This window comes from Sulfurovum aggregans (assembly GCF_055385215.1).
Genome location: NZ_AP042387.1, coordinates 2,263,043 through 2,287,387, shown reverse-complemented (window position 1 = coordinate 2,287,387; position 24,345 = coordinate 2,263,043). Strand labels below are relative to the sequence as shown.

Sequence of the window (24,345 nt, the reverse complement as noted above, 5' to 3'; positions counted from 1 at the left end):
TTTGATAAACAACACTAGAATAAATCGAGATTGGAGGGGGCTTAAAAATGATTGAAAATGAATATATCTGGCGTGCCCTGAGTGAGCTCGATACCAATGCACTGATCTTTGTAGACACTGAAGGCATCATACGCAATATCAACAGAGGTGTAACAAAGCTTTTTGGCTATAGCTCCCATGAGATTATTGGCAAGCCGGTCGAAACGCTATTACCTCTTGATGTCAGAAAACTGCACAGATCTATATTTTCCAACTATTTCAGGTCAAAAGAAAAAGACTACAAATCAAGTCTTGTTGGTAATCAACGCATATTCCCGGCAAGCATTACGACTCAGAAAGGTGAAATAAAATGCTTTTCAGCAATAAACAGTAATCAGCATGAAATACCCATCACATTAACGATCAATGAAGTGCGATCAGATTCTAATGAGTTAGTAGGTTTTATTGCAATTATTCGGGATAATACAGAACAGTATGATCAACAGCAGGCACTGGAGTATCGGGCAAAATATGACACGATGACAGGGCTGATCAACTGGCAGGAATTCATACGCAGAATTGATGAGGAAAAAGAAGACTTACTTGAAAAAGATACAACCTACCATGCCTCCATTTTGTATCTGGATATTGATTATTTTAAAACAATCACTTACCCGTCACCACGTGTAGGGGATTATGCAATCCAGAAGGTCGCCAACTGGCTGTTAAATCAAACATCTCAAAAAGAAGGACAAGATTCGGGGATTGTGGTTTCACGCTTTATCGGTGATGAATTCGTTTTATATCTGCCGGGTATGGATCTCAATAGTGCAATAGCACTGGCCAATTGTCTCAAATCAGAATTCCGGGAACTGAACTTACGGACAACAGAACGCCCTTTTTTTTCTACTGTCAGTATCGGCATTGCAAAGCTCACTTCCCATACCAAAGTACACAACGCAATTTCAGATGCTTCAAGTGCATGCCGGTTAGCCAAAGAAAAAGGCAGAGATAAGATCAAGGTCGTACAGGAAGAAGAGAGACATCACCTGAATATGGAATCCGTCATTAGAGAAGCACTTCAGAGCCAACGGCTGAAACTGTACGCACAGAAGATCGTTGCCATCAGTCCGGATGCAAAATCAATCGACAGACACCGAGACCATTATGAAATATTGTCTCGGATGGAAGATACACAAGGTAAGACCATATCTCCAACGGTATTCATCCCGGCAGCTGAAAAACTTGGACTCGCCTTAAAAATTGATATGTATGTCATAGAACATACTCTGGCTTTTTTACAGAACAACCCTGATCATGTAGAATCTCTGTCCCTTTGTTCCATTAACCTCTCCGGAGTATCTGTCTCGAATGAACAAATGCTTCAGTTTATTGAGGATCAATTATCCAAAAGCAGGATCGACCCTGTAAAACTCTGTTTTGAAGTGACTGAAACACATGAGATTCAAGACAATGAGACGGCTATGACCCTGGTTGTCAGGTTAAAAGAAATGGGGTGTAAAATTGCATTTGACGACTTTGGTATCGGGTACTCCAACTATCAGAGTTTTTCACGCCTGCCTGTAGACATTGTTAAAATCGATGGCAGCTACATACAGAAGATCTTAAAAGACAGCCAATTGAGAACAGATGTCCAAGGCATGATAAATTCAGCAAAATCCCGTGGTCTGGAAATTATCGCGGAATATTCAGAAAATGAAAAGATCGTCGCAGAACTGGAACGACTTGGTGTTGATTATGCCCAAGGGTATTATTTTGGAAAACCGGTGCCATTAGAAACTATGTTGGAAGACACCGCTGGCAAATCCTGACTGCGTAGTGCTCACAGGAAAACATCACAGGCCGATCAACCCGACCACAAATCTGCGTGTTCAATTTTTGGAAAAGTTGTTGCCGCGGCAGGTCAGTTTAATGTTAGAGAATAGTTCACTTGGGATACATTGTTTTTCAGTACCAGCTTTTTTTAGTGATGTTCAAGTAATATTTTAGGATGGTATACTCTGAAATGGAGAACGAAAGTTAAAAGCAACAGTTAACAAATCTCTGCACACGGATTTCATATTGATGAGTTTAAATGTTGCACATACCTGCTATATACTATGGGAGAAAGCACATAAACTTGGCTACCTAAATAATTTCTTTTCATAGCCGTAGATATCCTTCCTGAACTGAACTATCCCTTCATCATCCACCCAGACCGTATGATATTCTACATAAACAGGTATTTGCTTTTTTAAAGTGATCCATTTGGTTTTGCCTCTATGATAGTTGTATCCCAATTCATGTAACAGTGCGAAAGGTTTCTCCAGTCGGATGCAGCCATGGGAATAAGCCCTGACTGTTCTGTTGAAAAGCGATTTGGCAGGTGTGTCATGCATATAGACATTGAATCTGTTGGGAAAGAGGAACTTCACGAGGCCCAAAGCATTTCTGCTTCCCCCTTTCTGATAGAGCTTACCTTCACTGTCATAGGCAAATCCTCTTTTTCTCAAATACGCTTCTGACTTTCCTGCATACTCTTTTCGGTAGATAGACGGCGGCACGTTCCACCTTGGATTTTCCACAATATATTGCATGTTTCTGTTAAATACAGGGGTTCTCATCTTGGGTTTCCCCACAATGATCTTCATATTCAATACCGGTTCACCATTTTCATAATAGTGCATTTTGAATTCAGGGATATTCACTAGAACGTAATTGGAACCCTTTTCCCTTGAAATACTTTCAAGTACTAAATTCTTTTTGACCTTGGTGATAATACTGTGTATAGATTGTTTGAGTGCTCTTTTTGTATTGGGGCCTATTTCTCCATCTACAGTCAAACCGTGTCTTCTCTGATATTCCAGCAATGCTGCTTCGAACTCCGGCGTACGTTCCGGTGTTTCATCCAATTCTGCAAATTGAAGCAGATTGAACACTCTTTTGATCTTTACGATATCATCTGCCCCATTCCCTTTAAATTTCGGTGGAGTATACGCTCTGCGTATAGAATAGAGATGATCGATATACACCTTTAAAGCAGTATATCTTTTTGTCCTGGGGAGATGGTTCATGATAAAGTCATAAATGTGACCGGTACGCACGGCTTCTTGTATTTTGCTTCTGCTGATCTTCCTGTAGGCGTTTCTGTCTCCTCTGAATCTGGCATAGTTCAGATCGCCGTTCAACAGACATTGCGCGATCTGATAATCGTTTTTCCCATGACAGAGACTGTATCTCTCCTGGTAGCTTTGCAATCTCGGATCAGGTACTGCAGCAAATAAGAATGTTTGGATAAATACCAATATGATTTTTTTCATACTGATATCATATCTTAATTTAGCTCATTCTTTAAACATCAATGGATAGATGATATAGAGATATGGGACGGTATACCCAACAAATAACCCAAATCCCGAAATAGAAAATTCATTTCATAAAAATTGAGAGACTATAACCCGTTTTTGTCTCCGAACTGTAAAAAAGTGTGCTTAAAAGAGCTCTTTGTATCCCTATGTCAACAAAGTGGTGCGTCAAATACTCTTTTTAAAGCCATTTTCCTGATTTTTTGACATAGCTATCCTGTCACTTTGTCTGAAGAAGAAATGATAAAGGGAATGCCGCAGTGGTGAAGTTGCTACTCTAAACTGAGCAAATAGCATTGATGCCGTATGTGATTGAGGATATCCACAAACGCTTCATTGACTTTAAGCACGATTTGGCGAGCATGATGGACTACTTTACCTGCAATATGATACAGTTTATAGCGAATGGTTTGAATGGTGTGTTTTTGCCAGCTGACATGTAATATACGTTTAAAGAGTATGAACAGGTTGTATGCCAATGTACCGATATGAAAGTAGAGCGCATTGGCTTGAAAGTCTGAAGTTGGCAGGTACTTCAGATTGAACCCGTTTTTCAGTTCTTTGATTCGGTTTTCACTGGTATCACCCCGTTGTCGGTAAAAGCGTACAATCTCTTCAGCTGTTTTCTCCAAGTCATTGGTGGCAATCACACTGTAACGTTCAGAAGCGAGTGCCAGCTTCTCTTCCTGGCTTAGAAACGCCTCCATGCCATGCAGCAATGGGGTGGTGGTTTTTTTAATCACAATCATACGAAAGGCATGATCGGTATTCTGCATCGTGTGGTAAAATTCTGCTACCTCTTCTTTGAGATGATGTGCGGTACCTTTTATTGTTCTAAGGGGTTCCCAGGAATCAATTGTTTCAATGTTTGTCAGTACACTCCTGTCAAGATGCCCGCCTACCACATAGATGATATTACGATTATTGCAATAATTGAACAGTGATGACTGATACGAAGCGCTATCGGCTCTCAGATAGGAGAGTTTTCGATGTTTGGGAAGTTGTGCTTCACACTGTTTGACGAATGCAAGATTATGATCAGCAGGTGCTACATTACCGGCTCTAAACTCCTGATGAATCACATAGCCGCCATTAAGATGCCCAATGATGGGAGTAAATCCCGGGAACATTTTATAGGTGGTAAACGCAATAGATTTATGGCTTTCTATCACGGTTGCATCAATATCAAGCACCAAAGGTTCATCTATTCTGCGAAGATAGCGTTGTAGCAAGGTACGGTTGAGTTTTTCCATCCCCGACATCTTGACTTTGCCGGAGCGTTTGAGCCATTTGCCGATACTGTCTGCTGTGGGAATATGCTTTATCCCAAGTAGTTCTTGGAGTGCGTGATCGGACTGAAGGGTGCGGATATCCTCCAGATATCTGCCTCCACTGTGTAACATTAGAACAAGTGAATGGATAAAGGTATAAGGATCGTAGCCTCGGTTACTTTTAGGTAAAGGAAGATATCGGTTGCATAACCGATCAAGCTTGATTGCTTTTAAAAACTCTCCAAAGACTGCCTCTCCTGCTCTGGGTGTCAGTCTCTCTTCGGTGCTCTCTACAGTGAAATTTAAAACACTTTGTGCCATACTTTTATCCTCCTGGAAAAAGCTCACCCATTGGGTGAAAGCGTTGAGTGGGCTTTTTCTCTGGCTTTCTTCGTATTTTACGGCATCTTCACTTATTCTTTTGTTTTTCTATTTCGGGATTTGGGAATAAGAAGCATGCATAAATTACGCTATAATACACATTATTACAGATATGCCCTCGCGAATTATCCAAAGGAACCACCATCAAATCATTTGAAAAACTGAACTTACATCCAGACATCATCAAAGCCATAGCCAGTGAAAAATTCACACAGGCAACTGCTATACAGAACAAAGTCATCCCCCTCGCCCTGAAAGGTGTGGACATTTTAGGTGCATCAAAGTCGGGTACGGGTAAAACGGCTGCCTATGTACTTCCCCTGCTTAACAGACTCCAGAAGATCGCTAAAGATGAGCATAAAGTGGTAAGAGCTTTGATCATTGTGCCGACCATCGAGCTTGCAGATCAGGTTTCCCGTTCTTTGAATGCTTTTGGGAAATATTTGGATTTGAACAATGTGAAGGTTCAGGGTGGATCCCATAAGAGTGAGCAGATAGAGAGGCTGAAAAGAGGTACGGACATCGTTGTAGCAACACCCGGACGTTTGCAGGACTTCATCAACAACAGGAAGATCAACCTGGAGAATGTCAATACCGTCATTCTCGATGAAGCCGATACCATGCTCGAACTGGGTTTTCTCGGAGAGATCAAAGCCATTTTAAAGCACTGCAAACAACCAAGACAAACGATGCTTTTCTCAGCAACCATTTCACAGAACATCAAAAAACTGGCAAAAGAGTTTTTACGTGACCCTGCCATAGTCGAAGTGCATAACAGACGTGATATAGTAAATTTCATCAAGCACAGAGCCTACAAAGTAGACAAAAAACGAAAAGCTGAACTCGCAGCCAGACTTGTGAAAGATATGGGCATAGAGCAAGTATTGCTGTTTGCCGGTACAAAAGAGTCTGCCAATGCGGTGTATGAATATTTGAAAAGTCAGGACATCTGGACTTCCATCATACACGGTGACATCAAAAGAGGCGGACGTGCCAAAGCACTGACACTGCTGAAAAGCGGTAAAACGCAAGTGCTGGTAGCCACTGACATTGCAGCACGCGGCATAGACATCAAAGAACTGCCTTTAGTGATAAACTATGACCTGCCTGAAAGTACAGACGACTTTACACACAGGGTAGGAAGAACAGGGAGAGCAAACCATAAAGGTGCAGTGATCACCCTACTGACCATCCATGACTACAACGCCTTTTCGAAAATAGAGAAAGACCTGAAGCTGAACATCAAAAGAGAAACCTATGAAAGGTTTGAACTGACAGACAAACAGCCTCGCCAGGCAAGACCACGCAAGAAGTCACTGCGTGAGAAAAAAGGCTTTATCGACTACGATAAAAAAAGAAAATACACCTACGCAGCCCAAAAGAAGAAAAAGCAAGATACAAAGAAGAAAAATAACAGATGGCAGAAACATTCAAAGTTAAAGAAAAAAGTAAACTTCTAGAGTTTCTTTTTGCCCATCTTACAGGCTGGTCCAAAAAGACAATAAAGCAGCGTTTACAAGGTGCAAGTGTTGCTGTAAATGGTGAATCTGTTACAAAACATGATTTTATTTTAAATGTCAATGACTTGATAGAAGTTGGAGTGGTCAAAAAAGCTGTGGTACAATTATTAAATAAATTAGAGATCATCTATCAGGACAAAGATTTAATAGCCATCAATAAACCTGCCGGTCTTTTATCTGTCGGAACAACGAAAGAAAATAAACAGCATGTACTCGCACTACTCAGAAATCAACTCTCACGTGGAAAAAACCAAGTTAAACTCTGGCCTGTGCATCGATTAGATAGAGATACATCAGGCATTCTGCTCTTTGCAACATCCAAAGAAGTGAGAGAAGCAGTCATGGCTAAATGGGGTATGTTTGAAAAAATATATTTAGCCATAGTACAAGCTTCTCCAAAAGAGAAAAAAGGCACCATAGATCAGCCTTTAAGATTAGATGACAAAGAGTATCGTATGCATGTAGGGAAACATCCCGATGCGAAAAGTGCCGTTACGCATTATGTAGTTAAAGAGACTATGACTAAGAGAGCTTTGCTTGAAGTAAATATAGAAACAGGAAGACAGCATCAAATACGGGCACATTTAGCCTGGTTGGGACATAGTATCATCGGAGATGAACGTTATGGGAAAAAAGGCGGAAGAATGGGGCTTCACTCAAAAAAACTAAGCATTATTCATCCTGTAAGCAAAAAACATTTAACTTTTGAAATAGATGCTCCTAAAGATTTTTATGCGCTTTTAGACTGAAAAAAAGACCGTAATACTTTTCTTTAGCTCTCTAAACCAGTTTAGCCCCAAACCTAATACCTATTCATCAACTCAGCATTCAAAAGCTCAAGTCTCTGTGGTGTACCTATGTCAAGCCATTCCCCTTCATAGAGTTCACCTGTCACCTTCCCCTCTTTCATTGCAGCTCTAAGCAAAGGCGCTAAAGCACTTTTACCGTAGGGAACACCTTCAAAGAGTTTTGGAGAGTAGTAGCCTATGCCTGAGAAAGTATATTGTTTACTATCCACTACTCTTTGCCCATCTAAAGCGAAATCTCCTTCAGAGTTATGCTCCGGGTTGGGTACGAGGATCAAGTGGGCCAGTATACCCTCCGGTAACATCTTTTCATACTCGAAATCGTAGTCTGTGAAGATATCGCCATTCACTACTAAAAATGGTTCATCTCCAAACAAAGGCAAAGCCTTGATGATGCCCCCTGCACTTTCCAAGCCACCCTCTTCCTGCTCATCAGAGTAAAAGATGTTCACCCCCCACTCTGAACCATCACCCAAAGCTTCAGGTATCTGGTAGCCTAAGTGAGCAATGTTGATGACAATCTCTTTGAAACCGTCATGAGCCAGGCGTTCGATGTGCCAGAGGATGAGAGGGATGCCTCCTACTTTAAGGAGTGGTTTTGGTGTGTGGTCTGTGAGTGGTCTCATACGAGTACCAAGCCCTGCGGCTAAAATCATAGCTTTCATCAATATTCCTTTTCCGGTGCGTTGGCAAACGCACCCTACAATAATTTATCACACGAAGTATGCCTGTCTCTGTGAACGACCTTGAAAGCAAAGCGATTCGAGAGCCACGACGACTTTTGCTTACTTTTCTAGAAAAGTAAGAGGAGAACACACTTGCAGTCTGGGGTTTTAAATCTCTTCAAACAAACCAATATATCATTGGTGCGTTGGCAAACGCACCCTACAATAATTAATCACACGAAGTATGCCTGTCTCTGTGAACGATCTTGAAAGCAAAGCGATTCGAGAACAGAGACGATTTTTTTGTTTCTTCCTACACGGCTACACTTCGCTTCGACCGTTTCGGTTCTAAAACTATAAACGACAAGCAGTTGTCGTTTACTTAACGTTTCTCATCTAAAAAAAATGAAAGAGAAACAACACCATAATACAAATTATAGGGTAATTTAAATAAACCAACACAAATAGTTGATTTTATCACCCATGTAAAGTCTTCAATATTTTAACCAAATCCTGAGTCTCAGGGTACTTGGAACCCGTTTCCAAAACATATTGTAACGTAAGCGGAATATCTTTGAGATATCCATTCTTCCCGTCACGGAGACTAAGGCGAGAAAAGATCCCCAATACCTTGATATGCCGCTGCAATCCCATAAAATCAAACCACTTGATGAATGTAGCATCATCCACCTCCAGTCCTACAGAGTCACGGTAATACAAAGCCAGCCTGTTTACCTCGTCTTTGTCCCACTCAATGTAACAATCCTTCAGTAATGATACCAGATCATAAGTTACAGCCCCTGCTCTTGCATCCTGAAAATCTATGATGCCTATATCACCTTTGGGAGTAAGCATGATGTTTCGTGAATGGTAGTCCCTGTGCACAAAAACACCCTGGGGTTGTTCAAGTACAACATGAGCTATTTTTTCCAATATAGTATCTATGATATTTTTCTGTTCTTCTGTGAGTGTAACATTCAGATATTTTTCCAAATACCACTCTTGCATCAACTCCATTTCAAATAGTAAAAAGTCTTTGTCGTACGGGGGTAAATCTGATGTATCTGCCTTTTGCATTTTGATAATTTCATAGATGGCTTTTTTGTGAAGTTCTTGATAGTTCCCAGCATCTAAAATGTCTAAATAATGCATACTTCCAAAGTCCTCAAGTATGAGGTATCCTAATTCCATATTTTTTACTATGATTCGTGGTACCCGCACTTTAACTGAAGATAGTCTCTCATTCATTTCTACAAATGAAGGCAGACTTTCAAGCATTAATGATGAATCCATGAGGATATAAGTCTCATCTTCTTTTGTAAGTCTATAATAACTTCTAAAACTGGCATCTGCTGAAGCAACTGCTACACACCAGTCGCCCCAACCTGTACTTTCCAACCAATATTCCATTCTCGAATTGATTGATATATTAGTTACTCCTTTATACATCTTTCACTCTTAATAATTAATAAATTTTGTCGTGGTGAACGCCCTTGAAAGCGAAGCGATTCGAGAGCCACGACGATTTTTTGCTTCGTTTTTTTTAAAAAAATGAAGAGAGTACACACTTGCAATTTGATGTGATATGCCATTTTGCTACAAAATAAAAACCTATTCATATAAAGCTCCCAAAACAGCATTGTCACTGGCTCCAGTAACATCCTTCAGATTGACCTCTTCTTTATGCACTCGCTTGTATGCCAGCCATGCAAATGTCATGGCTTCTATCATGTCTGCATTTTGGGCTATGGCTACTTCTACATTTGGCATGAATGCTTTGATACGTTCTACCAGGAAGCTGTTTTTAGCTCCTCCGCCACAAAGAAGTACCACATCTCGATTAAAACGTAGTACTTCGTTGCTAATGCTCATAGCTGTAAGTTCAAGAAGCGTTCTCTGTACGTCCTCCGGATTATGGGTTTTACCGGAAAGATACCCTTGCAACCAAGCTTTGTTAAACTTTTCCCTACCCGTACTTTTAGGATATGGCTGTTCAAAGTAGTCATCTGACATCATAGCATCTAAAAGTGCATAATCCACAGACCCCGTTCTTGCCCACTCACCGTCTTTGTCGTATGAGCTTCCCTGATGCTCTACTATCCACATATCCATAAGTACGTTTCCACAGCCTGTGTCATAGCCTATAAGCCTATCATTGACGGTATTTGCCAATACGGTGATGTTTGCCATACCACCAATGTTCACAACACTTACAGAAGCTTCCACGTCACCGAACAGGAACGCGTGAAAAGCCGGAGCAAAAGGTGCACCCTGCCCACCAAGTGCCACATCTTTACGTCTGAAGTCTGCCACAACAGCTATACCGGTCTCGGCAGCCAGGATGTTAGGGTCTCCAAGTTGCATAGAGAAAGGATACTCACCCTGAGGCTGATGCCACACTGTCTGTCCATGCAGTCCTATAGCTTTGATGCTGTTTGCATCTATATTCTCACGTATAAGCAATGCACCTACTGCCTGCGTAAACAGATGTCCCAAACGATGGTCTATCTGCCCTATTTCCGCCAGAGTACTTTTACCCTCTATCATCGTTAAAATGTCCGACTTGAATTCCAAGGATATAGGGTACTCCAAAGAGCTGACAAGCACACATCCGGTTGCGTCCAGTTCACACAAAACAACATCCACTCCATCAAGTGATGTTCCCGACATGATACCTATGTAACGTTCCATTTTCATACACCAAACTCTTGAAAAACTTCATTTGCAGAGTGTGTTTTACTATTATTATTTTCGCTCTTACCTGTCATCATGATCCCGAATGCTACTAGTGTCCCCACAAGTATCTGCCAGGCAAAGCCCAGTTTAACGTCAAACACAGCACCCAAAACATACGGCTGAAGCAAGAGTACCGTTGTAAAGCCACCGATAAGTGAGAGCAGTACCGTCGTGGCATTTCCTCTGTTCGTAAAGATAGCCGCTGTGTAGACTCCCAAAAGCCCTGTGTAGGCAAACGCCATCACACCAAGGGCAAAGCTGAGCAGAGGAAGTTCAGTCTCTTTTTGCCAGTAGTAGGAGAGCATTGCCATCAAAGAGAGTGCTACAGCAAAGAAAAGTACCGCATTACGTCCTGCTCTGACAAAATGCATCTCATCCATACTTTTGTCTTTAGCCAGTTTCCAAGGTTTATAGAGGTCTTCTATGGCAACCGATGACATCGCGCCAAGTACAGAGTTCGAGCTGGAGAGTGCTGCTGCTATGGCTCCTACCGTTACAAGTCCACGCATACCTTCCGGCATCTCGTGTAGGATGTAGTACATAAATATGGTGATCTTCTCTCCGTCAAACTTCTGTATGACTTCTGTACTGAGTCCTGACATTTCCGGGTGCCGGTAATAAAGGTAGAGAAGTAAACCGATAAGCAAGAACAAGATGGCAACAGGGATCGTCAGTACAATGGAAAAGATGAGTGAGCGTTGTGCTTCTTTGGCATCTTTGCAGGCTAAAGCACGTTGTGTCATATCCTGATCCAGTCCGTAGGCTGCGATATTTAGAAGTAACCAGCCACCAAGCAATGCCCAGATACTAAAGCCACCGCCCATTGAAAAGTCCATGAATGTGAGTTTATGATCTGCACCCAGTGTAGAGACGATAGTAGAGAAGTCTGCATTGATCGCCATATAGAGGTAAACCAGAACAGCCAACCCGGCTCCTATGTAAGTCACTGCCTGAAGGATGTCCGAAAAAATGATTGACTTTACACCACCAAAATACGCATATGCCAACGCCCCAAGCATCAAAATAGTGATGGAGATAGCCACATGGGAGGCAGAGATGTCTAAAAAGAGTATCATCGAGATGGCAAGTGCACCTATGTAGAGCCTCGCCCCGCTCGCAAAAAGACGACCGATGAGAAACATCACACCTGCTTGTTTTTTGGCTGACGTACCATAGCGTTTTTCAAGCAGTTCATAAACTGTTACAGCATTGATAGCATAAAAACGGGGGATGAGTACTTTGGCTACGAATATGACTGCCAAAAAGGCAGAGAGGTAAAAGCCTATAAACGTAAGATCTTTGCCATACGAATATTCAGGACCTCCCAAAAATGTAGCCGCAGACTGGGAAGTAGCAAGTACAGAGATAGCCACGGCAAACATAGGCACCGTGTTCCCGCCTACAAAATAGTCACGTGTACTTTTCACCTTTGTTTGACTCAAGATGACGGATGTAAGAGTTAATACTAAAAAATATGCGGCAAAGACACCCCAGTCCAGCATTGTAAAAGCAGAGTTCATTATAAGCCTTTTGGCGGCATTTTAAGATGCAGTTCTTTTACTGCAGTACGTACATCATGCATGAACTTAGGACCCGGATCTGCTTTGATCGTCCGGTAGCCTTTATCCTTTTCCAGCCAGAGTGCTGTATTTTCCATTTGTGTATATTCATAATGCCCTATCATATACTCTATACTCGGGTACTTTGCTTTGAGATAACGTACTAAAGCAATGTTGGCTTTAAGTTGTGCCGGAGTAAGATCTTCCGCCTTGTTTCCCTTCCCTCCTATATTCTCTACACCGATACTTGAATAATTAAGCCCTATAACATGACGTGCCATCCAGTTCTCAGGCATTAACCTGTAGATAGTCCCGTCACGTGCTACCATGAAGTGTGAAGAGACATTAAGCAGAGATGCTTTGGCAATGTCTTTTCTGTCTGTGAGCAGTCTTTGAGGCTGAAGACGTTTAAAAGACTTGTCAAAACCCATCTCAGCCGTCCAGTGAAGCACAATGATCTTAGGAATGATGGTAATGTTATCCACTGTTTTACCATAATGGGTTTTGATGTACTCTTTCGTCATAGCGATACGCTCTTTACCGAAGTCTATGGGTTTATCAATAATTTTAAGGATTTGAGGTTCGTTGGATAAGAGAAGCGTGAAAAGTGAAAGTGAAAGTAAAAATATTTTTATCATAAATAAGTCCTAAGTGTTACCTGGACTTATTTTATCTAATCTTGGGTTTGTTTTTCTTTGTTTTCTAAAAGTATATACACAACAACCACCATAGGTACACTCAATGCCAAAATATAACTGGGAATATGAAGCAGACCATGACGGTTTAAATACATGAACCCCAAAATGAGTACTACATATGCTCCCAAACGGTAGATAGAGAGTGCTGCTTTGGTATCTTTAAGGGTTTGTCCCAGTGAACGGCGGTTTGCTTTGAGCTTTTTACGTTCCTCTTTGACCACTTCTACCAGAGGTTTCTCTTCCTCTTCTACGACCTCTTCACTGTAGAGGTCATACGGATCTTCAAGTTTGTCTATGACATCCTTGCTGTCATCTACAGTAATGATGTTGTGCTCTACTCTGGCATCTACCATTCGGCGGTAACTTCTCATGGAAGCGAACATCACCAAAAAGGCGGAAAAAAAGCCTATCTGGGTATTCAAAAGTACTTTAATATCAAAAAATATCACAGAGAGAAGTATAATTAAAATATCGACTGCAACGAGTGTTTTAAGTATTTTCATATTAATACTTGTCATCTTTCTGTCTGTTCTTATAGTTGTATCTTGGATCTTTTGCAAGTTCATCCAAGGACTTTTTCTGCTTTGCATAGGCTTTATAAACATTCAGGATCGCTGCACCGACACCGATGAATACACCGATCCAGAGTGTCCACCCTGCCCCTGTAAGACTACGCAGCCCGAGACCGATCCCCACACCGATGAGTACAGCAACCACCATAGAGATACCAAGGCTTAACCCATCAGCTGCATCTACTACTTTTTTGAGTTTAGGTTCTTCATTCCTATTCATCATATATCTCCTTTAAAAGAAGCAAAGCTCCTTTTAAATTCCTCTCACTAAAGCTTTCGCCTTGCGAAGAGAAATTCACTTAAATTATTTTCTTATTCTATCATCTCATAGTAAATGCCATTGCACCCCCACTTACGCTTTAGCGACGAAGGGTATCGGGATTTAGTCCCAGAAAAGCGAGGCGATTGTCCTCGTTCCTACGGGATTTCATCGAGAGCTATGATGATTTTACTTTACCCCAAAGGCATTTCCATTGGGCACTTTTCTAAAAAGCAAGAGGAAATCTCACTTGCAGTCTGGAATGATTAGGCTTTGATCTCCGCCAACGTCTCATACGCCGCTTTAATACTCTCTTCTATCATCTCATCTGTTGTGGCTGCACAGATGAACCCTGTTTCATACGATGAACATGCAAGATACACACCGCGGTCAAGCATACCTTTGTGGAACTTTGCAAAAAGTTCAGTATCGTTTGCCAAAGCATCATCGAAGTTTTTTACCGGCTTGTCTGAAAAGAAGAATCCGAACATAGATCCTCTTACATCTGTCACCATCGGTACGCTGACAGCATCCGCTGCTTTTTTGAAACCATCCATCAGTTTTTTGGCTTTGTTGCCAAGTTCCACATAAATGCTTGGGTTTGCTTTGAGTTTTCTAAGACTGCTAAGACCTGCTGCCATGGCTACAGGGTTACCACTGAGTGTTCCTGCCTGATAGACCGGACCTTCCGGTGAAAGATGTGCCATGATGTTCGCACTTGCACCAAAGGCGCCCACAGGCATACCTGCCCCGATCACCTTACCAAGTGTCACCATATCCGGTTTAACAGCAGAGATGCCCTGAGCACCTTTGAGCGATGCCCTGAATCCACTCATCACTTCATCAAAGATAAGCAGTGTTCCATGCTCTGTACAGATCGTTCTAAGCTGCTTCAAAAACTCTTCATCTGCAGGTACAAGTCCCATATTCCCTGCAATAGGTTCGATGATCACACATGCAATGTCATCCGGAGAGTCTGCAAAACATTTTTGTACACTTTCGATGTCATTATAAGTAGCAAGCAGTGTATGTTTCGTAAGATCAGCCGGTACTCCCGGGCTTGAAGGTGCTCCAAAAGTTGCCAGACCTGAACCTGCCTGAACAAGCAGTGAGTCAGAGTGTCCATGATAACATCCTGTAAATTTCAAAATGTTGTCTCTACCCGTTACGCCACGAGCCAAACGGATGGCAGACATAACCGCTTCTGTTCCCGAACTTACGAAACGTACTTTGTCGATACTGTCAAAAAGTGTAACGATCTCTTCAGCCAATTCTGTTTCCACTGTTGTAGGTGCACCAAAGCTAAGACCTCTTTTAACCGCTTCTATGACAGAAGATTCTATCTCTGCATCACAGTGACCGAAGATAAGTGGTCCCCAACTCTGTACATAATCGATGTATTTGTTTCCATCGATATCAAAAAGGTATCCACCCTCACCTCTTTCAATAAATGGTGGTGTACCCTCTACTCCGGAAAATGCTCTTACCGGTGAGTCAACACCTCCCGGTATCACTTTATATGCTTCCTCAAATGCTGCTATACTTTTGTCATATGCCATACTGTTAACCCTTTAATAATACTTAGTTGTTATAATTGCGGTGATTATACAATAACAGTACTTAGGACTACACAGAGGAGTAGATTATCAGAACATTTAAAGGATACCATATAGCCCATCAGGTAATCTCTTTTTCAGGCTATTGACTCCCAATCTTTAAAAAGTGGTTGATACCCTTTTGATTTTATCATTTTTACTATCTTTCCCACACTTCTATTATCTGATATATCAAATTGAGGTGTTGAACTGTCTATATCGCTATAACCTCCAACATCTGTTTTAGACCCAGCTGAAAACTTTGTCGCACCTATATCTATAAGATTATCTCTAAAAGAGTCTCTCTCCCTAGTTGAGATATTTATGCCGATCATTGGCATATAGACTCTGTAAGCTAACATAAACTGAACAAATCTCTTATCATCTAGTACATCTAAAGGTTTAAAATCCCCATCAGCTCTATTTATACGAGGTAGAGATATGGAGACTTCAGTATCTATATATTTATCCATCAGATACTTAGCATGAATCCCACTAAAAAATGCCTCTTTTTTTATCTCTCCCAGTCCAAATAGTGCTCCTATATTTATAGCTCTAAAACCAGCTTTAGCACCTCTCTCAGGAGTATCTAATCTATAACTATAATTTGTTTTCTCACCTGAAGTATGTACTTGCTGATATATCTCTTTATCATAAACTTCTTGATATACAGTTAAGCCATCAACTCCCTCTTTTTTTAGTTCCATATACTCTTTTACTTCCATAGGATATACCTCTATAAAGATAGAACTAAAGTAGTTTTTTAGAACGCTAACTGCCATTTTAAGATACTCTAAATCAGCTATAGCCCTAGCCTCTCCTGTTAGTAACAGTATATGTTTTATACCTGTTTTTGCTATGGTTTTTGCCTCTTTTTCCATCTCATCTTTAGTTAAATGTTTTCTTTTTATCCTATTTCTTTTGCTAAATCCACAATACTCACAATTACTACTACAGTAGTTTGATACATATATAGGAAGATATAGCTGAACAACCCTACCAAAATGCCTCATTCTATTTTTTTTAGCTATAACTGCCATATTCTCTAAGTATTTACTAGCCTTTGGACTCAGAAGATTTAAGAAATCAAATTCATTCAAACTCTCTTTATTTAGACTCTTTTCTATATCTATATAGGTAACTTTTTCAAAATACTCATTAAAATCAAAACTCTCAAACTCTGTTAAAATCTCTCCAAAAGAGTCATATCTTTTCAAATCACTCATGTAAAAAACCAGTCAAAGGAGAGGAAGCATTTGCAAAAGCTGACTCTTCTGCCATCTTCGCCAGATAAGCCATTCGCCCTGCCTCAACTGATAGAGAAAATGCTCTAGCCATCACTTCAGGCTCTCCTGCATTTGCTATAGCAGAGTTTACCAAAACCCCATCAGCTCCTAACTCCATAGCTTCACTAGCATGTGATGGTTTACCAATCCCGGCATCAACGATAATAGGCACTTTGATATTTTCTATCAAAATTTTAATCATATCTCTTGTTTGCAAACCCTGATTTGAACCAATGGGAGACCCAAGTGGCATAACAGCTGCTGCCCCCACATCTTCTAGTTTTTTTGCACTTATAAGGTCTGGCATCATATATGGAAGGACTATAAATCCATCTTTAGCTAAAATCTCTGTAGCTTTTATAGTTTCTTCATTGTCAGGAAATAGATACTTCATATCATTTATAACTTCTATCTTGACAAAATTTCCACATCCAGCCTCTCTTGCAAGTTTTGCTAACATCACAGCCTCTTTTGCATCTCTAGCCCCTGAAGTATTTGGAAGCAATACTACATCTTTTGGGATGAAATTTAGTATATTCTCCTCAGGCATCAAAAGATCAACTCTCCTTAGGGCTACTGTTATCATCTTTGAGCCACTCTCTTTTAAGATTTTTGGTATAACATTTTTGTCTGGAAATTTTCCTGTTCCTGTAAAAAGTCTATTGCTAAACTCTATATCACCTATCTTCAATACATCACTCATCTATTTCATCCTTAAAATGGTTAACTTTTCCTATAAAAAAACCTCTTTTTATAGCACTAAATGTAAACTCTTTTGCCAAATAAACAGAGCCTTTTAAATCTAATCCTTTAGCTAAATTTGCTGTAATTGATGAAGAGAGAGTACAGCCTGTTTCATGAGTATTATTTGAGTTAATTCTCTCTTTTGAAAATAGAGTAAAACTCTCTCCATCATAAAGCAAATCTATAGCATCTCCACCTAAATGTCCACCTTTTAACAAAATAGCACTACACCCAAGCTTATATATATTTAGAGAAGCTCTTTTCATATCCTCTAAATTCTTTATCTCATATCCAACAAACTCTATGATTTCAGGTATATTTGGGGTCAAAAGTGTTACTTTTGGTATAAGTTTATCTATAAAACTTCTTTTAGCATCATCATTTAAAAGCTTTTGCCCACTACTTGATATCAAAGAAGTATCTAAAACTATAGGCAAAGATACTCCCTCTAAAAAAGTAGACAGAATTTCTACATTATCTTTACTTGATAACTTATGGTTTGGTTGGAGTAAGAGTAATCTCTCTTATGGGAACTTGAATATCATCCTTGCTTCCTCGTATATATATCTTTTTTGAATTTGGAAAATTCTCTATATAAGAGGAGTCTATATCATCTAAATTTTGTAGTATTGTACTCAGTAGTATTGTACTCAATGGTATCTCCTTATTTCCTACGTCCGCATTATCGGAATCAGGTTCACGGAATCCATATTATTGGATTCACCGGGGTATGATCTCAGCCAATATTTAGCACCCCCACAGACAATTGTAAGTAGTTGGAATTCTACTACTATAAACTTAAAAAAATTTGAAGCTACCCTCCACCAACAAATTGTACTAACTCTATCTTATCACTCTCTTTTATTAAAAAATCTTTCCATTCATCTTTTTTAATTACTTCCATATTTATAGCTACTGCCATAACTTTATTTGACAAATTTAACTCATTTAATAATTCTAAAATAGTAGATGATTTTATATCTCTTTTTTTACCATTTACAACAACTCTCATCTATCCTCTTTTCTAAAACATGCCATTTTAAATCTCTCTTCCATAAATGATGGGTCTATTAGAGTTTTCACTCTATTTAACTCTTTGTTGATATATTTGTTCCCATCGATATCAAAAAGGTATCCACCCTCACCTCTTTCAATGGACGGTGGTGTACCCTCTACTCCGGAAAATGCTCTTACAGGTGAGCCAATGCCCCTGGTATCACTTTATATGCTTCCTCAAATGCCGCTATACTTTTGTCATATGCCATACTGTTAACCCTTTAATAATACTTAGTTGTTATAATTGCGGTGATTATACAACAACAGCACTTAGGACTACACAGAGGAGTAGATTATCAGAACATTTAAAGGGATACTGTTATCTGTATTGTTACATCTTTTGATAATATTGCTTTTTGTAGTGACCTTTAAGGAAGTAGTTTTCCCTCCTCCTGCCGGCAAAGAGCAAAAGATCAGCCTTCATCTCTCGCAGTTTGTACCTCCACCTGCACCAAAATCTGCAGCGACTCCTTCCCGGCCGGAACCTGTACCCGTTAAACCTCCTGTACCCCAACCTGTCAAGAAAGAGCCTGCCAAAGAAGTCATACCACCCACACCACCAGTCAAGAAAAAGATCTTAGATGAGAAAAAACGCCTTGTTGTGGAAAAAAAAGAGAGTGAAGAGAACAATGTTACAAAAGCAGTACCTAAAAAAGAGGAAAAGATCGTTAAAAAAAAGGTCAAGAAGAAACCCAAAAAAGTGCTAAAGAAAAAGGTTGTGAAGAAAAAAACAAAAAAAAGAGTAATCAAACGTACAAAAGTTACAAAAGTACAAAAGAGAAAAAAACAGCGAAGATTAAAAGACCCTCTTGCCAATGCTCTTATGGGTGCGGGTACTTCCATGTACCCTGCAAGCCGACCGGCATCCTCCGGCAGCTATGTTACAAAGATGATAAAACAGCTCTACGGGAAAGAGTTCAATACCTTCAGCCCAAGCCAAAAGAAATTCATCAAGAACAACCTGGGACGCATTCACCAGATCACCCAGCGTACCCTTACTGTAAACGGCTATCCGGATGTTGCAGTAAGAACAAAGCAACAGGGTACGAATGTGGTTACCTTCTACCTGCATCCCAACGGTGACATTACCGGACTAAGACTCAAAAGACGCATAGGCTACGCTGCTTTGGATCAAAATACTTTAGAGGTGATACGTATCGCGTATAAGGATTATCCACGACCTAAGAGTAAAACGAAGATCACTTTTTATGTACAGTACAGTATTTACTAAATCATCTAAATCTTTATGAACTTCTGTAAAAAATCATTGACTGCTTTCCAGTATCCCTCATGGGATGGATTGTTCTTCCAGAGTGCTTTTGCTCCATGTACCCCTTTAGTCTGAGGGAGATAATACGTTTTCTCTTGTGACGGTATAGCGTTATAGATATTCCACCAGTACTTTTTTTCATTTTTAGCAGAGGTAATGAAAACCGGTATATTTAGCCCTTTTACATGATTTTCTATGAACTTCTTACCTCTTTTCCTATAGTACTCTCCTGGTGAAAATGCAAGAACCCCATCTATTCTTTCATCTGCACTAGCCAGGTAGAGTGCTAAACTTGAGGAGTAAGAGCTACCCCAAAGGAGCAATTTTCCTTGACTTAAATGCTTTTTACTATATGCCAATGAAGCTTCGATATCAGGGATAGTCGCAAGGTATGAAATATCCAGGTTTTTTTCAAGTGCTATGTCTGATATTTCATTTACTATATTGTTTACAGTATCTCCACTACGTAGATCTACTGCCATGACATTAAAGCCCATTTGCATTAGTTTTGGTGCGATCTCAAGGTATTCACCTTTACTGTAATTGGCTTGATGGAGTAACAATATAAAAGGCTTACTTTTATTATCATCACTATAAAGATGTGCAGAAATAGGTAAACCGTCTTTAGAAGGAAATTTTATCTTTTTGTAATCCTGGGCTGTGAGTAGAGATATCAGGGTTAAAAATAATAATAGATATTTCATAGATTATCCTTCCATGCATATAGTACATTCTACCATAATGCAGAAAAATTATCTGATCTCTTTCCTCAAGTTCTCCACAGCATCTTCCGTCCCCTGTATCAGTAAAGGCTCTTTCTCAGCATCCAGCCACTTAATGATCTCCTTCATTTCACTTTCACTCATTACTGTACAGCCAGCGGTAGGTACTTTCTTGATATGTATGAAGATACATGAACCTGCACCTTTGATGGCCCCTTCTTCATCTATATGGTTATGATTTACCACAATGCCGTACTTGTAGTAGTCTTTAGGAAACTTCATATGCTCAAAACTTTTATAATCAGCTCTGACCCTGGTACTGTCTACGATCTTGTTGTAAAACCTTGAATTGACATCATCCACACAATGGTCTGTGGTTCTGTAAACTTCATAAGGATATTTCACGTCAAAAGGCTGATAGCCAAATGCCTGTTTAAGTGTAAAAATACCTGCCGGAGCTTTTCCGTCTCCCTCTTTTTTGATGTATTTTGCATCTTTAGGGATGGTATGCAGGCCTCTTCCCCAGCCTAATCCATTTCTTCCCAGTTTGATATTGATCGCTTTGCCTGCTTTATGCCAATTCTTTCCCTCTTTCTCATAGCGTTGCAACAAACCATTTGGTGTAGACCAGTTTTTTGTTGTTACTACTAAAAGTTGTTTCGTATCCGGTATTTGGGCATTTAAAGATATCAGTGTAAATATACATCCAAGTAAAATCTTTTTCATTGTGTTATAATCCTTTGAATCAATATATTAATTAGGTACTTATGATGGAATATGGAATATTATCAATAGCAATTCCGCTGCTAACAATCATTTTGGCTATTATAACAAAAGATGTCATCGTTTCTCTCCTGGGCGGTATCTTTGCAGGATTACTTGTTTTAAACGGGTACAACCCTCTTACAGCATTTGTTTCTCTTTTTGACGGAGTCATTGAGCTTTTATCAGAAGGGTGGATAGCGAAAACACTTCTTTTTGCACTCATGATCGGTGCGATCATAAAACTGCTTACCCTCTCCGGGGCAGTCAACCGTTTCGTCACCTATTTGAGTACAAAGGCAGAAAAGATAGACTCGCCAAAAGGTGCAATGCTTTTGGCTTACGTTATAGGTGTGGTCATCTTTATAGAGTCATCCATCACTTCTCTTGTAGCCGGGACCGTAGCCAAACCGCTTTGTGACAAGAATGGGGTCAGCAGAGAGAAACTGGCTTATATCTGTGACTCCACCTCTGCTCCCATCTGTTCACTCATCCCTCTGAATGCCTGGGGAGCATTACTCCTGGGGCTTATTGTCACGGCTATTGACTCAAATGTCATTACCGGGGACGGTGTCTCATTGCTTATTGCATCCATTCCTTACAACTTTTATTCACTTATAACATTAGCAATTGTACTGGTTGTTATATTTTTAAATATTAATATAGGACCTATGAAAGATGCCATACCTCAAAGCTACCATGAAGACTATATTAAACATAAAGGAAAATCTACACCCTTTCCTATGCTGCTACCTCTTGCAGTAATGGTCCTGGCCGTCCCTGCCGGGCTTTACCTTACAGGAAAAGGAGATATCTTTAAAGGGAGCGGTTCTACCTCTGTCTACTACGCTGTCATCATTACCCTGCTCTTTATGTACGTTTACTATGTCAGTACCAAAATGCTCTCTCACAAAAACTATTTTAAAGGATTCTACGAAGGTTTGGGAGAGATGATACCCGTTGTGATGATACTGCTTTTTGCACTTTTCATTGGTAAAGTCATTGGTGACCTGGGAACAGCCAAATACCTGGCCCATTTGCTTAGTGGCAACATCTCCCCTGTACTTATGCCACTTCTCATCTTTATAGTCGCCAGCATCACTGCATTTTCTACAGGAACAAGCTGGGGAACATTCTCCATCATGATGCCCATAGGCTTGGCACTGGGTGCAACCATGGGTCTGGACATCCCTCTGGTCATTGCAGCGGTCATAAGCGGAGGGATATTTGGCGACCACGCCTCCCCCATCTCCGACACCACCATTATCTCCTCTATGGCAGCAGGATGTGACCATGTGGAGCATGTGAGGACACAGTTGCCATATGCTTTGATCGGTGGAGCTTTGGCTTCTGTGGCGTTTTTGGTTACCGGGTGGCTGACGGTATAAATGAATTTTACTCATTACTCTTAACTCGTTACACCTCTCCTGAGACTGTGAAAGAACCTCTCTTTCAGACTTCTCAATCAAGCCAATATTTTCAAGCCTTTCGGCTTTAACCAATCTAATCCTCTAAAATTTAAAAAATAGACCAATTTAAGCCTAAAATGAGCGATATACTCTTCTATTTCTGCTCTTATAGCTGCTATATTTCTTTCTTTTATGGCAATAATAAGTTTTTTAAACAGAGTTATCCCTATGAGATTGAGTAATCTTTTAAAGTTATAGGTAAACATGATCAGAGCATTCTCACTAGAAACTTTCTCTTGACCTCTTAGAAGATAGTGACTCCAACCCAATGTTTGTTTGATAGTGCCAAAGGGATGCTCTGCTAATGAAGCTCTTAGCTTCATCTGCTCTTTGGCTTTGTTGGTTTGCATCATCTGTTTATGCTCATGTATGATTTTAAAATACTCAGAGGCAGAAACCCTTTTATATGCTGTTTTTGGTGGGATACAGTTATCTCTTAGTGGACAGCTATTACATGTTTTACTTCCTGCTCTATAGAAGTAGTATTTAGTGCCATCTTTTTTAGTATTGAATGATGGGCTTTTGTGTAACTCTCTATTGTTTGGACAGATAAAGCAATCTTTGGCTTCATTGTATGTAAAATCATCTTGAGTAAAGTAACCATCCTTTTTAGCTTTGCTTTGTTTGTTTGGGATAGCTACACATGTTTTTATCTTATCATCTTTACATTTAGATAACTCTTTAGCACTGTAGTATCCTGTATCTGCAATAATAGTAAGATCATCTTGTTGGGTTATCTCTTTTGTTTGCAGTGCCATAGCGTGTAGCTTTCCATAGTCATTATTTTCTGAACTTACATCTGTAGCAACAATAAATTTAAAACTGTTATCTACTACGATCTGAGAATTGTATGCCATTAGGTTATGGGCTGGTTTTCTCATGAGTCTTGCATCAGGGTCTGTTCTATTGTATTGTGTAACTCCCATCTCTTCAAGCAGAGCCAAATCTTTATCAAGTTTAGATTTTTTCTCTCTCATTGTCTGAAGTTTATCTTTGGAGAGAGGTTTGAGTATTTGCTCTCTCTTCTCTTTTGCATCTTCAAACTCCAAATTTTTTAAATAGCTCTCTATTTTACTATCTATTGCTTCAATATCTTTTTGCAGATTCTTTTTTAGTAGAAGTTGATTTTTAGATGCATTGGCTCTAAGAAATGCTCCATCTACAGCTACAACTTTACCTGTAATAAGGTCTAACTCTTTAAGCAGTAGTACAAATTCTCTAAAGACTTTTTTTAATGCTTTAGCATTCTCTTTTCTGAAATCAGCTATAGTCTTATAACTTGGAGTAAGCCCTGCACACAGCCACATTATCTCTATATTTCTTTTTATCTCACTCTCTAGTTTTCTGGAGCTTCTTATTTTATTGAGGTAACCATAGATATAGATTTTTAGAAGGAGTTTTGGATGATAGGCTGGTTGCCCATCAGCACTACCAAGTGCAGCTTTGGTAAATCCAAGCTCTACCATATCCAATAGCTCTACATAATCCTCTATCGCTCTTACTGGATTATCTTGGCTGACATACTCATCGATGCTTGGTGGAAAAAATTGTTGTTGTTTACGGTTAAGACCTTGTTTATAGATATTGCTCATAGATATACCCAATTTATGCTTCTTGTGTATATCTATTA

The 24,345-nt window shown here is 39.9% G+C and carries 22 protein-coding genes, 1 pseudogene and 1 riboswitch; of the genes and pseudogenes, 5 read left to right on the top strand and 18 right to left on the bottom strand.

The window, feature by feature from the left end; translation table 11 throughout:
- The first annotated feature begins 47 nt into the window (after nucleotides 1-47).
- Nucleotides 48-1,811 carry an EAL domain-containing protein gene (locus ACZ48W_RS11575; RefSeq protein WP_464828672.1) on the top strand — a complete coding sequence of 588 codons (1,764 nt, stop codon included), beginning with the start codon at nucleotides 48-50 and terminating at the stop codon, nucleotides 1,809-1,811.
- Nucleotides 1,812-2,123: 312 nt separating this feature from the next.
- Here ACZ48W_RS11575 and ACZ48W_RS11570 read toward each other — a convergent pair whose 3' ends face one another.
- Nucleotides 2,124-3,299 carry a L,D-transpeptidase family protein gene (locus ACZ48W_RS11570; RefSeq protein WP_464828671.1) on the bottom strand — a complete coding sequence of 392 codons (1,176 nt, stop codon included), beginning with the start codon at nucleotides 3,297-3,299 and terminating at the stop codon, nucleotides 2,124-2,126.
- 317 nt (nucleotides 3,300-3,616) lie between these two features.
- Nucleotides 3,617-4,936 carry an IS1380 family transposase gene (locus ACZ48W_RS11565; protein WP_464827689.1) on the bottom strand — a complete coding sequence of 440 codons (1,320 nt, stop codon included), beginning with the start codon at nucleotides 4,934-4,936 and terminating at the stop codon, nucleotides 3,617-3,619.
- Nucleotides 4,937-5,106: 170 nt separating this feature from the next.
- Here ACZ48W_RS11565 and ACZ48W_RS11560 point away from each other — a divergent pair, with 170 nt between their 5' ends.
- Both ACZ48W_RS11560 and ACZ48W_RS11555 read left to right on the top strand, forming a co-directional pair.
- Nucleotides 5,107-6,456 carry a DEAD/DEAH box helicase gene (locus tag ACZ48W_RS11560; RefSeq protein ID WP_464830509.1) on the top strand — a complete coding sequence of 450 codons (1,350 nt, stop codon included), beginning with the start codon at nucleotides 5,107-5,109 and terminating at the stop codon, nucleotides 6,454-6,456.
- Nucleotides 6,414-7,265 (top strand): RluA family pseudouridine synthase, encoded by an 852-nt coding sequence (locus ACZ48W_RS11555; RefSeq protein ID WP_464828670.1) that lies wholly within the window; start codon nucleotides 6,414-6,416, stop codon nucleotides 7,263-7,265. Before ACZ48W_RS11560 ends, ACZ48W_RS11555 begins: the two co-directional genes overlap by 43 nt.
- Nucleotides 7,266-7,318: 53 nt before the next feature.
- On the opposite strand, the gene murU is transcribed toward ACZ48W_RS11555, so the two are convergent.
- The 13 genes and pseudogenes from murU to thiS all read right to left on the bottom strand — a co-directional run bounded on the left by murU (nucleotide 7,319) and on the right by thiS (nucleotide 18,448).
- Nucleotides 7,319-7,987, bottom strand: a complete 669-nt coding sequence (gene murU, locus ACZ48W_RS11550; protein ID WP_464828669.1) for an N-acetylmuramate alpha-1-phosphate uridylyltransferase MurU — start codon at nucleotides 7,985-7,987, stop codon at nucleotides 7,319-7,321.
- 477 nt (nucleotides 7,988-8,464) lie between these two features.
- Entirely contained in the window at nucleotides 8,465-9,397 is a 933-nt protein-coding gene (locus ACZ48W_RS11545) for an aminoglycoside phosphotransferase family protein (protein WP_464828668.1), read from the bottom strand.
- 201 nt (nucleotides 9,398-9,598) lie between these two features.
- On the bottom strand, nucleotides 9,599-10,684 hold the full coding sequence (locus ACZ48W_RS11540) for an anhydro-N-acetylmuramic acid kinase (protein ID WP_464828667.1): 1,086 nt from the start codon (nucleotides 10,682-10,684) through the stop codon (nucleotides 9,599-9,601).
- Nucleotides 10,681-12,243 (bottom strand): sodium:solute symporter, encoded by a 1,563-nt coding sequence (locus ACZ48W_RS11535; protein ID WP_464828666.1) that lies wholly within the window; start codon nucleotides 12,241-12,243, stop codon nucleotides 10,681-10,683. The genes ACZ48W_RS11540 and ACZ48W_RS11535 overlap by 4 nt, the downstream gene beginning before the upstream one ends.
- On the bottom strand, nucleotides 12,243-12,920 hold the full coding sequence (locus tag ACZ48W_RS11530; protein ID WP_464828665.1) for a peptidoglycan recognition protein family protein: 678 nt from the start codon (nucleotides 12,918-12,920) through the stop codon (nucleotides 12,243-12,245). The genes ACZ48W_RS11535 and ACZ48W_RS11530 overlap by 1 nt, the downstream gene beginning before the upstream one ends.
- 35 nt (nucleotides 12,921-12,955) lie before the next feature.
- Nucleotides 12,956-13,498, bottom strand: a complete 543-nt coding sequence (locus tag ACZ48W_RS11525) for a hypothetical protein (protein ID WP_464828664.1) — start codon at nucleotides 13,496-13,498, stop codon at nucleotides 12,956-12,958.
- A complete protein-coding gene (locus ACZ48W_RS11520; protein WP_464828663.1) occupies nucleotides 13,485-13,775 on the bottom strand; it encodes an AtpZ/AtpI family protein in 291 nt (96 codons plus the stop codon). Before ACZ48W_RS11520 ends, ACZ48W_RS11525 begins: the two co-directional genes overlap by 14 nt.
- Nucleotides 13,776-14,077: 302 nt before the next feature.
- The gene (gene hemL, locus ACZ48W_RS11515; protein ID WP_464828662.1) at nucleotides 14,078-15,370 is read right to left on the bottom strand and encodes a glutamate-1-semialdehyde 2,1-aminomutase; all 1,293 of its coding nucleotides are present in this window, start codon (nucleotides 15,368-15,370) and stop codon (nucleotides 14,078-14,080) included.
- Nucleotides 15,371-15,504: 134 nt separating this feature from the next.
- The gene (thiH, locus tag ACZ48W_RS11510) at nucleotides 15,505-16,632 is read right to left on the bottom strand and encodes a 2-iminoacetate synthase ThiH (RefSeq protein WP_464828661.1); all 1,128 of its coding nucleotides are present in this window, start codon (nucleotides 16,630-16,632) and stop codon (nucleotides 15,505-15,507) included.
- Nucleotides 16,625-17,395 (bottom strand): thiazole synthase, encoded by a 771-nt coding sequence (locus ACZ48W_RS11505; RefSeq protein WP_464828660.1) that lies wholly within the window; start codon nucleotides 17,393-17,395, stop codon nucleotides 16,625-16,627. Before ACZ48W_RS11505 ends, thiH begins: the two co-directional genes overlap by 8 nt.
- A pseudogene (locus tag ACZ48W_RS11500) lies at nucleotides 17,388-17,915 on the bottom strand (hydroxymethylpyrimidine/phosphomethylpyrimidine kinase family protein); the annotation flags it as partial. The gene ACZ48W_RS11505 and the pseudogene ACZ48W_RS11500, both read right to left, overlap by 8 nt.
- A 13-nt stretch (nucleotides 17,916-17,928) precedes the next feature.
- Nucleotides 17,929-18,090, bottom strand: a complete 162-nt coding sequence (locus tag ACZ48W_RS11495; RefSeq protein WP_464828659.1) for a hypothetical protein — start codon at nucleotides 18,088-18,090, stop codon at nucleotides 17,929-17,931.
- Nucleotides 18,088-18,204, bottom strand: a riboswitch (TPP riboswitch). It overlaps the preceding gene by 3 nt.
- A 46-nt stretch (nucleotides 18,205-18,250) precedes the next feature.
- Nucleotides 18,251-18,448, bottom strand: coding sequence for a sulfur carrier protein ThiS (gene thiS, locus ACZ48W_RS11490; protein ID WP_464828658.1), 198 nt, complete (start codon nucleotides 18,446-18,448; stop codon nucleotides 18,251-18,253).
- 384 nt (nucleotides 18,449-18,832) lie between these two features.
- On the opposite strand from thiS, the gene ACZ48W_RS11485 reads away from it, so the two are divergent.
- Nucleotides 18,833-19,723 (top strand): energy transducer TonB, encoded by an 891-nt coding sequence (locus ACZ48W_RS11485; RefSeq protein WP_464828657.1) that lies wholly within the window; start codon nucleotides 18,833-18,835, stop codon nucleotides 19,721-19,723.
- A gap of 5 nt (nucleotides 19,724-19,728) precedes the next feature.
- Here the strand turns inward: ACZ48W_RS11485 and ACZ48W_RS11480 are convergent, their stop codons facing one another.
- Entirely contained in the window at nucleotides 19,729-20,466 is a 738-nt protein-coding gene (locus ACZ48W_RS11480) for a dienelactone hydrolase family protein (RefSeq protein WP_464828656.1), read from the bottom strand.
- 48 nt (nucleotides 20,467-20,514) lie between these two features.
- Nucleotides 20,515-21,210, bottom strand: a complete 696-nt coding sequence (locus tag ACZ48W_RS11475) for a L,D-transpeptidase family protein (protein ID WP_464828655.1) — start codon at nucleotides 21,208-21,210, stop codon at nucleotides 20,515-20,517.
- 92 nt (nucleotides 21,211-21,302) lie between these two features.
- On the opposite strand from ACZ48W_RS11475, the gene ACZ48W_RS11470 reads away from it, so the two are divergent.
- The gene (locus ACZ48W_RS11470) at nucleotides 21,303-22,634 is read left to right on the top strand and encodes a Na+/H+ antiporter NhaC family protein (protein ID WP_464828654.1); all 1,332 of its coding nucleotides are present in this window, start codon (nucleotides 21,303-21,305) and stop codon (nucleotides 22,632-22,634) included.
- 77 nt (nucleotides 22,635-22,711) lie between these two features.
- Here ACZ48W_RS11470 and ACZ48W_RS11465 read toward each other — a convergent pair whose 3' ends face one another.
- Complete coding sequence (locus ACZ48W_RS11465) at nucleotides 22,712-24,307, bottom strand: IS1182 family transposase (protein ID WP_464828216.1); 1,596 nt, start codon at nucleotides 24,305-24,307, stop codon at nucleotides 22,712-22,714.
- Nucleotides 24,308-24,345: the final 38 nt, after the last annotated feature.

Bases quoted from the DNA above. Each gene is read 5' to 3' on its own strand.
- ACZ48W_RS11575 (WP_464828672.1), top strand. From the start codon at position 48: ATGATTGAAAATGAATATATCTGGCGTGCCCTGAGTGAGCTCGATACC.
- ACZ48W_RS11570 (WP_464828671.1), bottom strand. From the start codon at position 3,299: ATGAAAAAAATCATATTGGTATTTATCCAAACATTCTTATTTGCTGCA.
- ACZ48W_RS11565 (WP_464827689.1), bottom strand. From the start codon at position 4,936: ATGGCACAAAGTGTTTTAAATTTCACTGTAGAGAGCACCGAAGAGAGA.
- ACZ48W_RS11555 (WP_464828670.1), top strand. From the start codon at position 6,414: ATGGCAGAAACATTCAAAGTTAAAGAAAAAAGTAAACTTCTAGAGTTT.
- murU (WP_464828669.1), bottom strand. From the start codon at position 7,987: ATGAAAGCTATGATTTTAGCCGCAGGGCTTGGTACTCGTATGAGACCA.
- ACZ48W_RS11545 (WP_464828668.1), bottom strand. From the start codon at position 9,397: ATGGAATATTGGTTGGAAAGTACAGGTTGGGGCGACTGGTGTGTAGCA.
- ACZ48W_RS11540 (WP_464828667.1), bottom strand. From the start codon at position 10,684: ATGAAAATGGAACGTTACATAGGTATCATGTCGGGAACATCACTTGAT.
- ACZ48W_RS11535 (WP_464828666.1), bottom strand. From the start codon at position 12,243: ATGAACTCTGCTTTTACAATGCTGGACTGGGGTGTCTTTGCCGCATAT.
- ACZ48W_RS11530 (WP_464828665.1), bottom strand. From the start codon at position 12,920: ATGATAAAAATATTTTTACTTTCACTTTCACTTTTCACGCTTCTCTTA.
- ACZ48W_RS11525 (WP_464828664.1), bottom strand. From the start codon at position 13,498: ATGACAAGTATTAATATGAAAATACTTAAAACACTCGTTGCAGTCGAT.
- ACZ48W_RS11520 (WP_464828663.1), bottom strand. From the start codon at position 13,775: ATGATGAATAGGAATGAAGAACCTAAACTCAAAAAAGTAGTAGATGCA.
- hemL (WP_464828662.1), bottom strand. From the start codon at position 15,370: ATGGCATATGACAAAAGTATAGCAGCATTTGAGGAAGCATATAAAGTG.
- thiH (WP_464828661.1), bottom strand. From the start codon at position 16,632: ATGAGTGATTTGAAAAGATATGACTCTTTTGGAGAGATTTTAACAGAG.
- ACZ48W_RS11505 (WP_464828660.1), bottom strand. From the start codon at position 17,395: ATGAGTGATGTATTGAAGATAGGTGATATAGAGTTTAGCAATAGACTT.
- thiS (WP_464828658.1), bottom strand. From the start codon at position 18,448: ATGAGAGTTGTTGTAAATGGTAAAAAAAGAGATATAAAATCATCTACT.
- ACZ48W_RS11480 (WP_464828656.1), bottom strand. From the start codon at position 20,466: ATGAAATATCTATTATTATTTTTAACCCTGATATCTCTACTCACAGCC.
- ACZ48W_RS11475 (WP_464828655.1), bottom strand. From the start codon at position 21,210: ATGAAAAAGATTTTACTTGGATGTATATTTACACTGATATCTTTAAAT.
- ACZ48W_RS11465 (WP_464828216.1), bottom strand. From the start codon at position 24,307: ATGAGCAATATCTATAAACAAGGTCTTAACCGTAAACAACAACAATTT.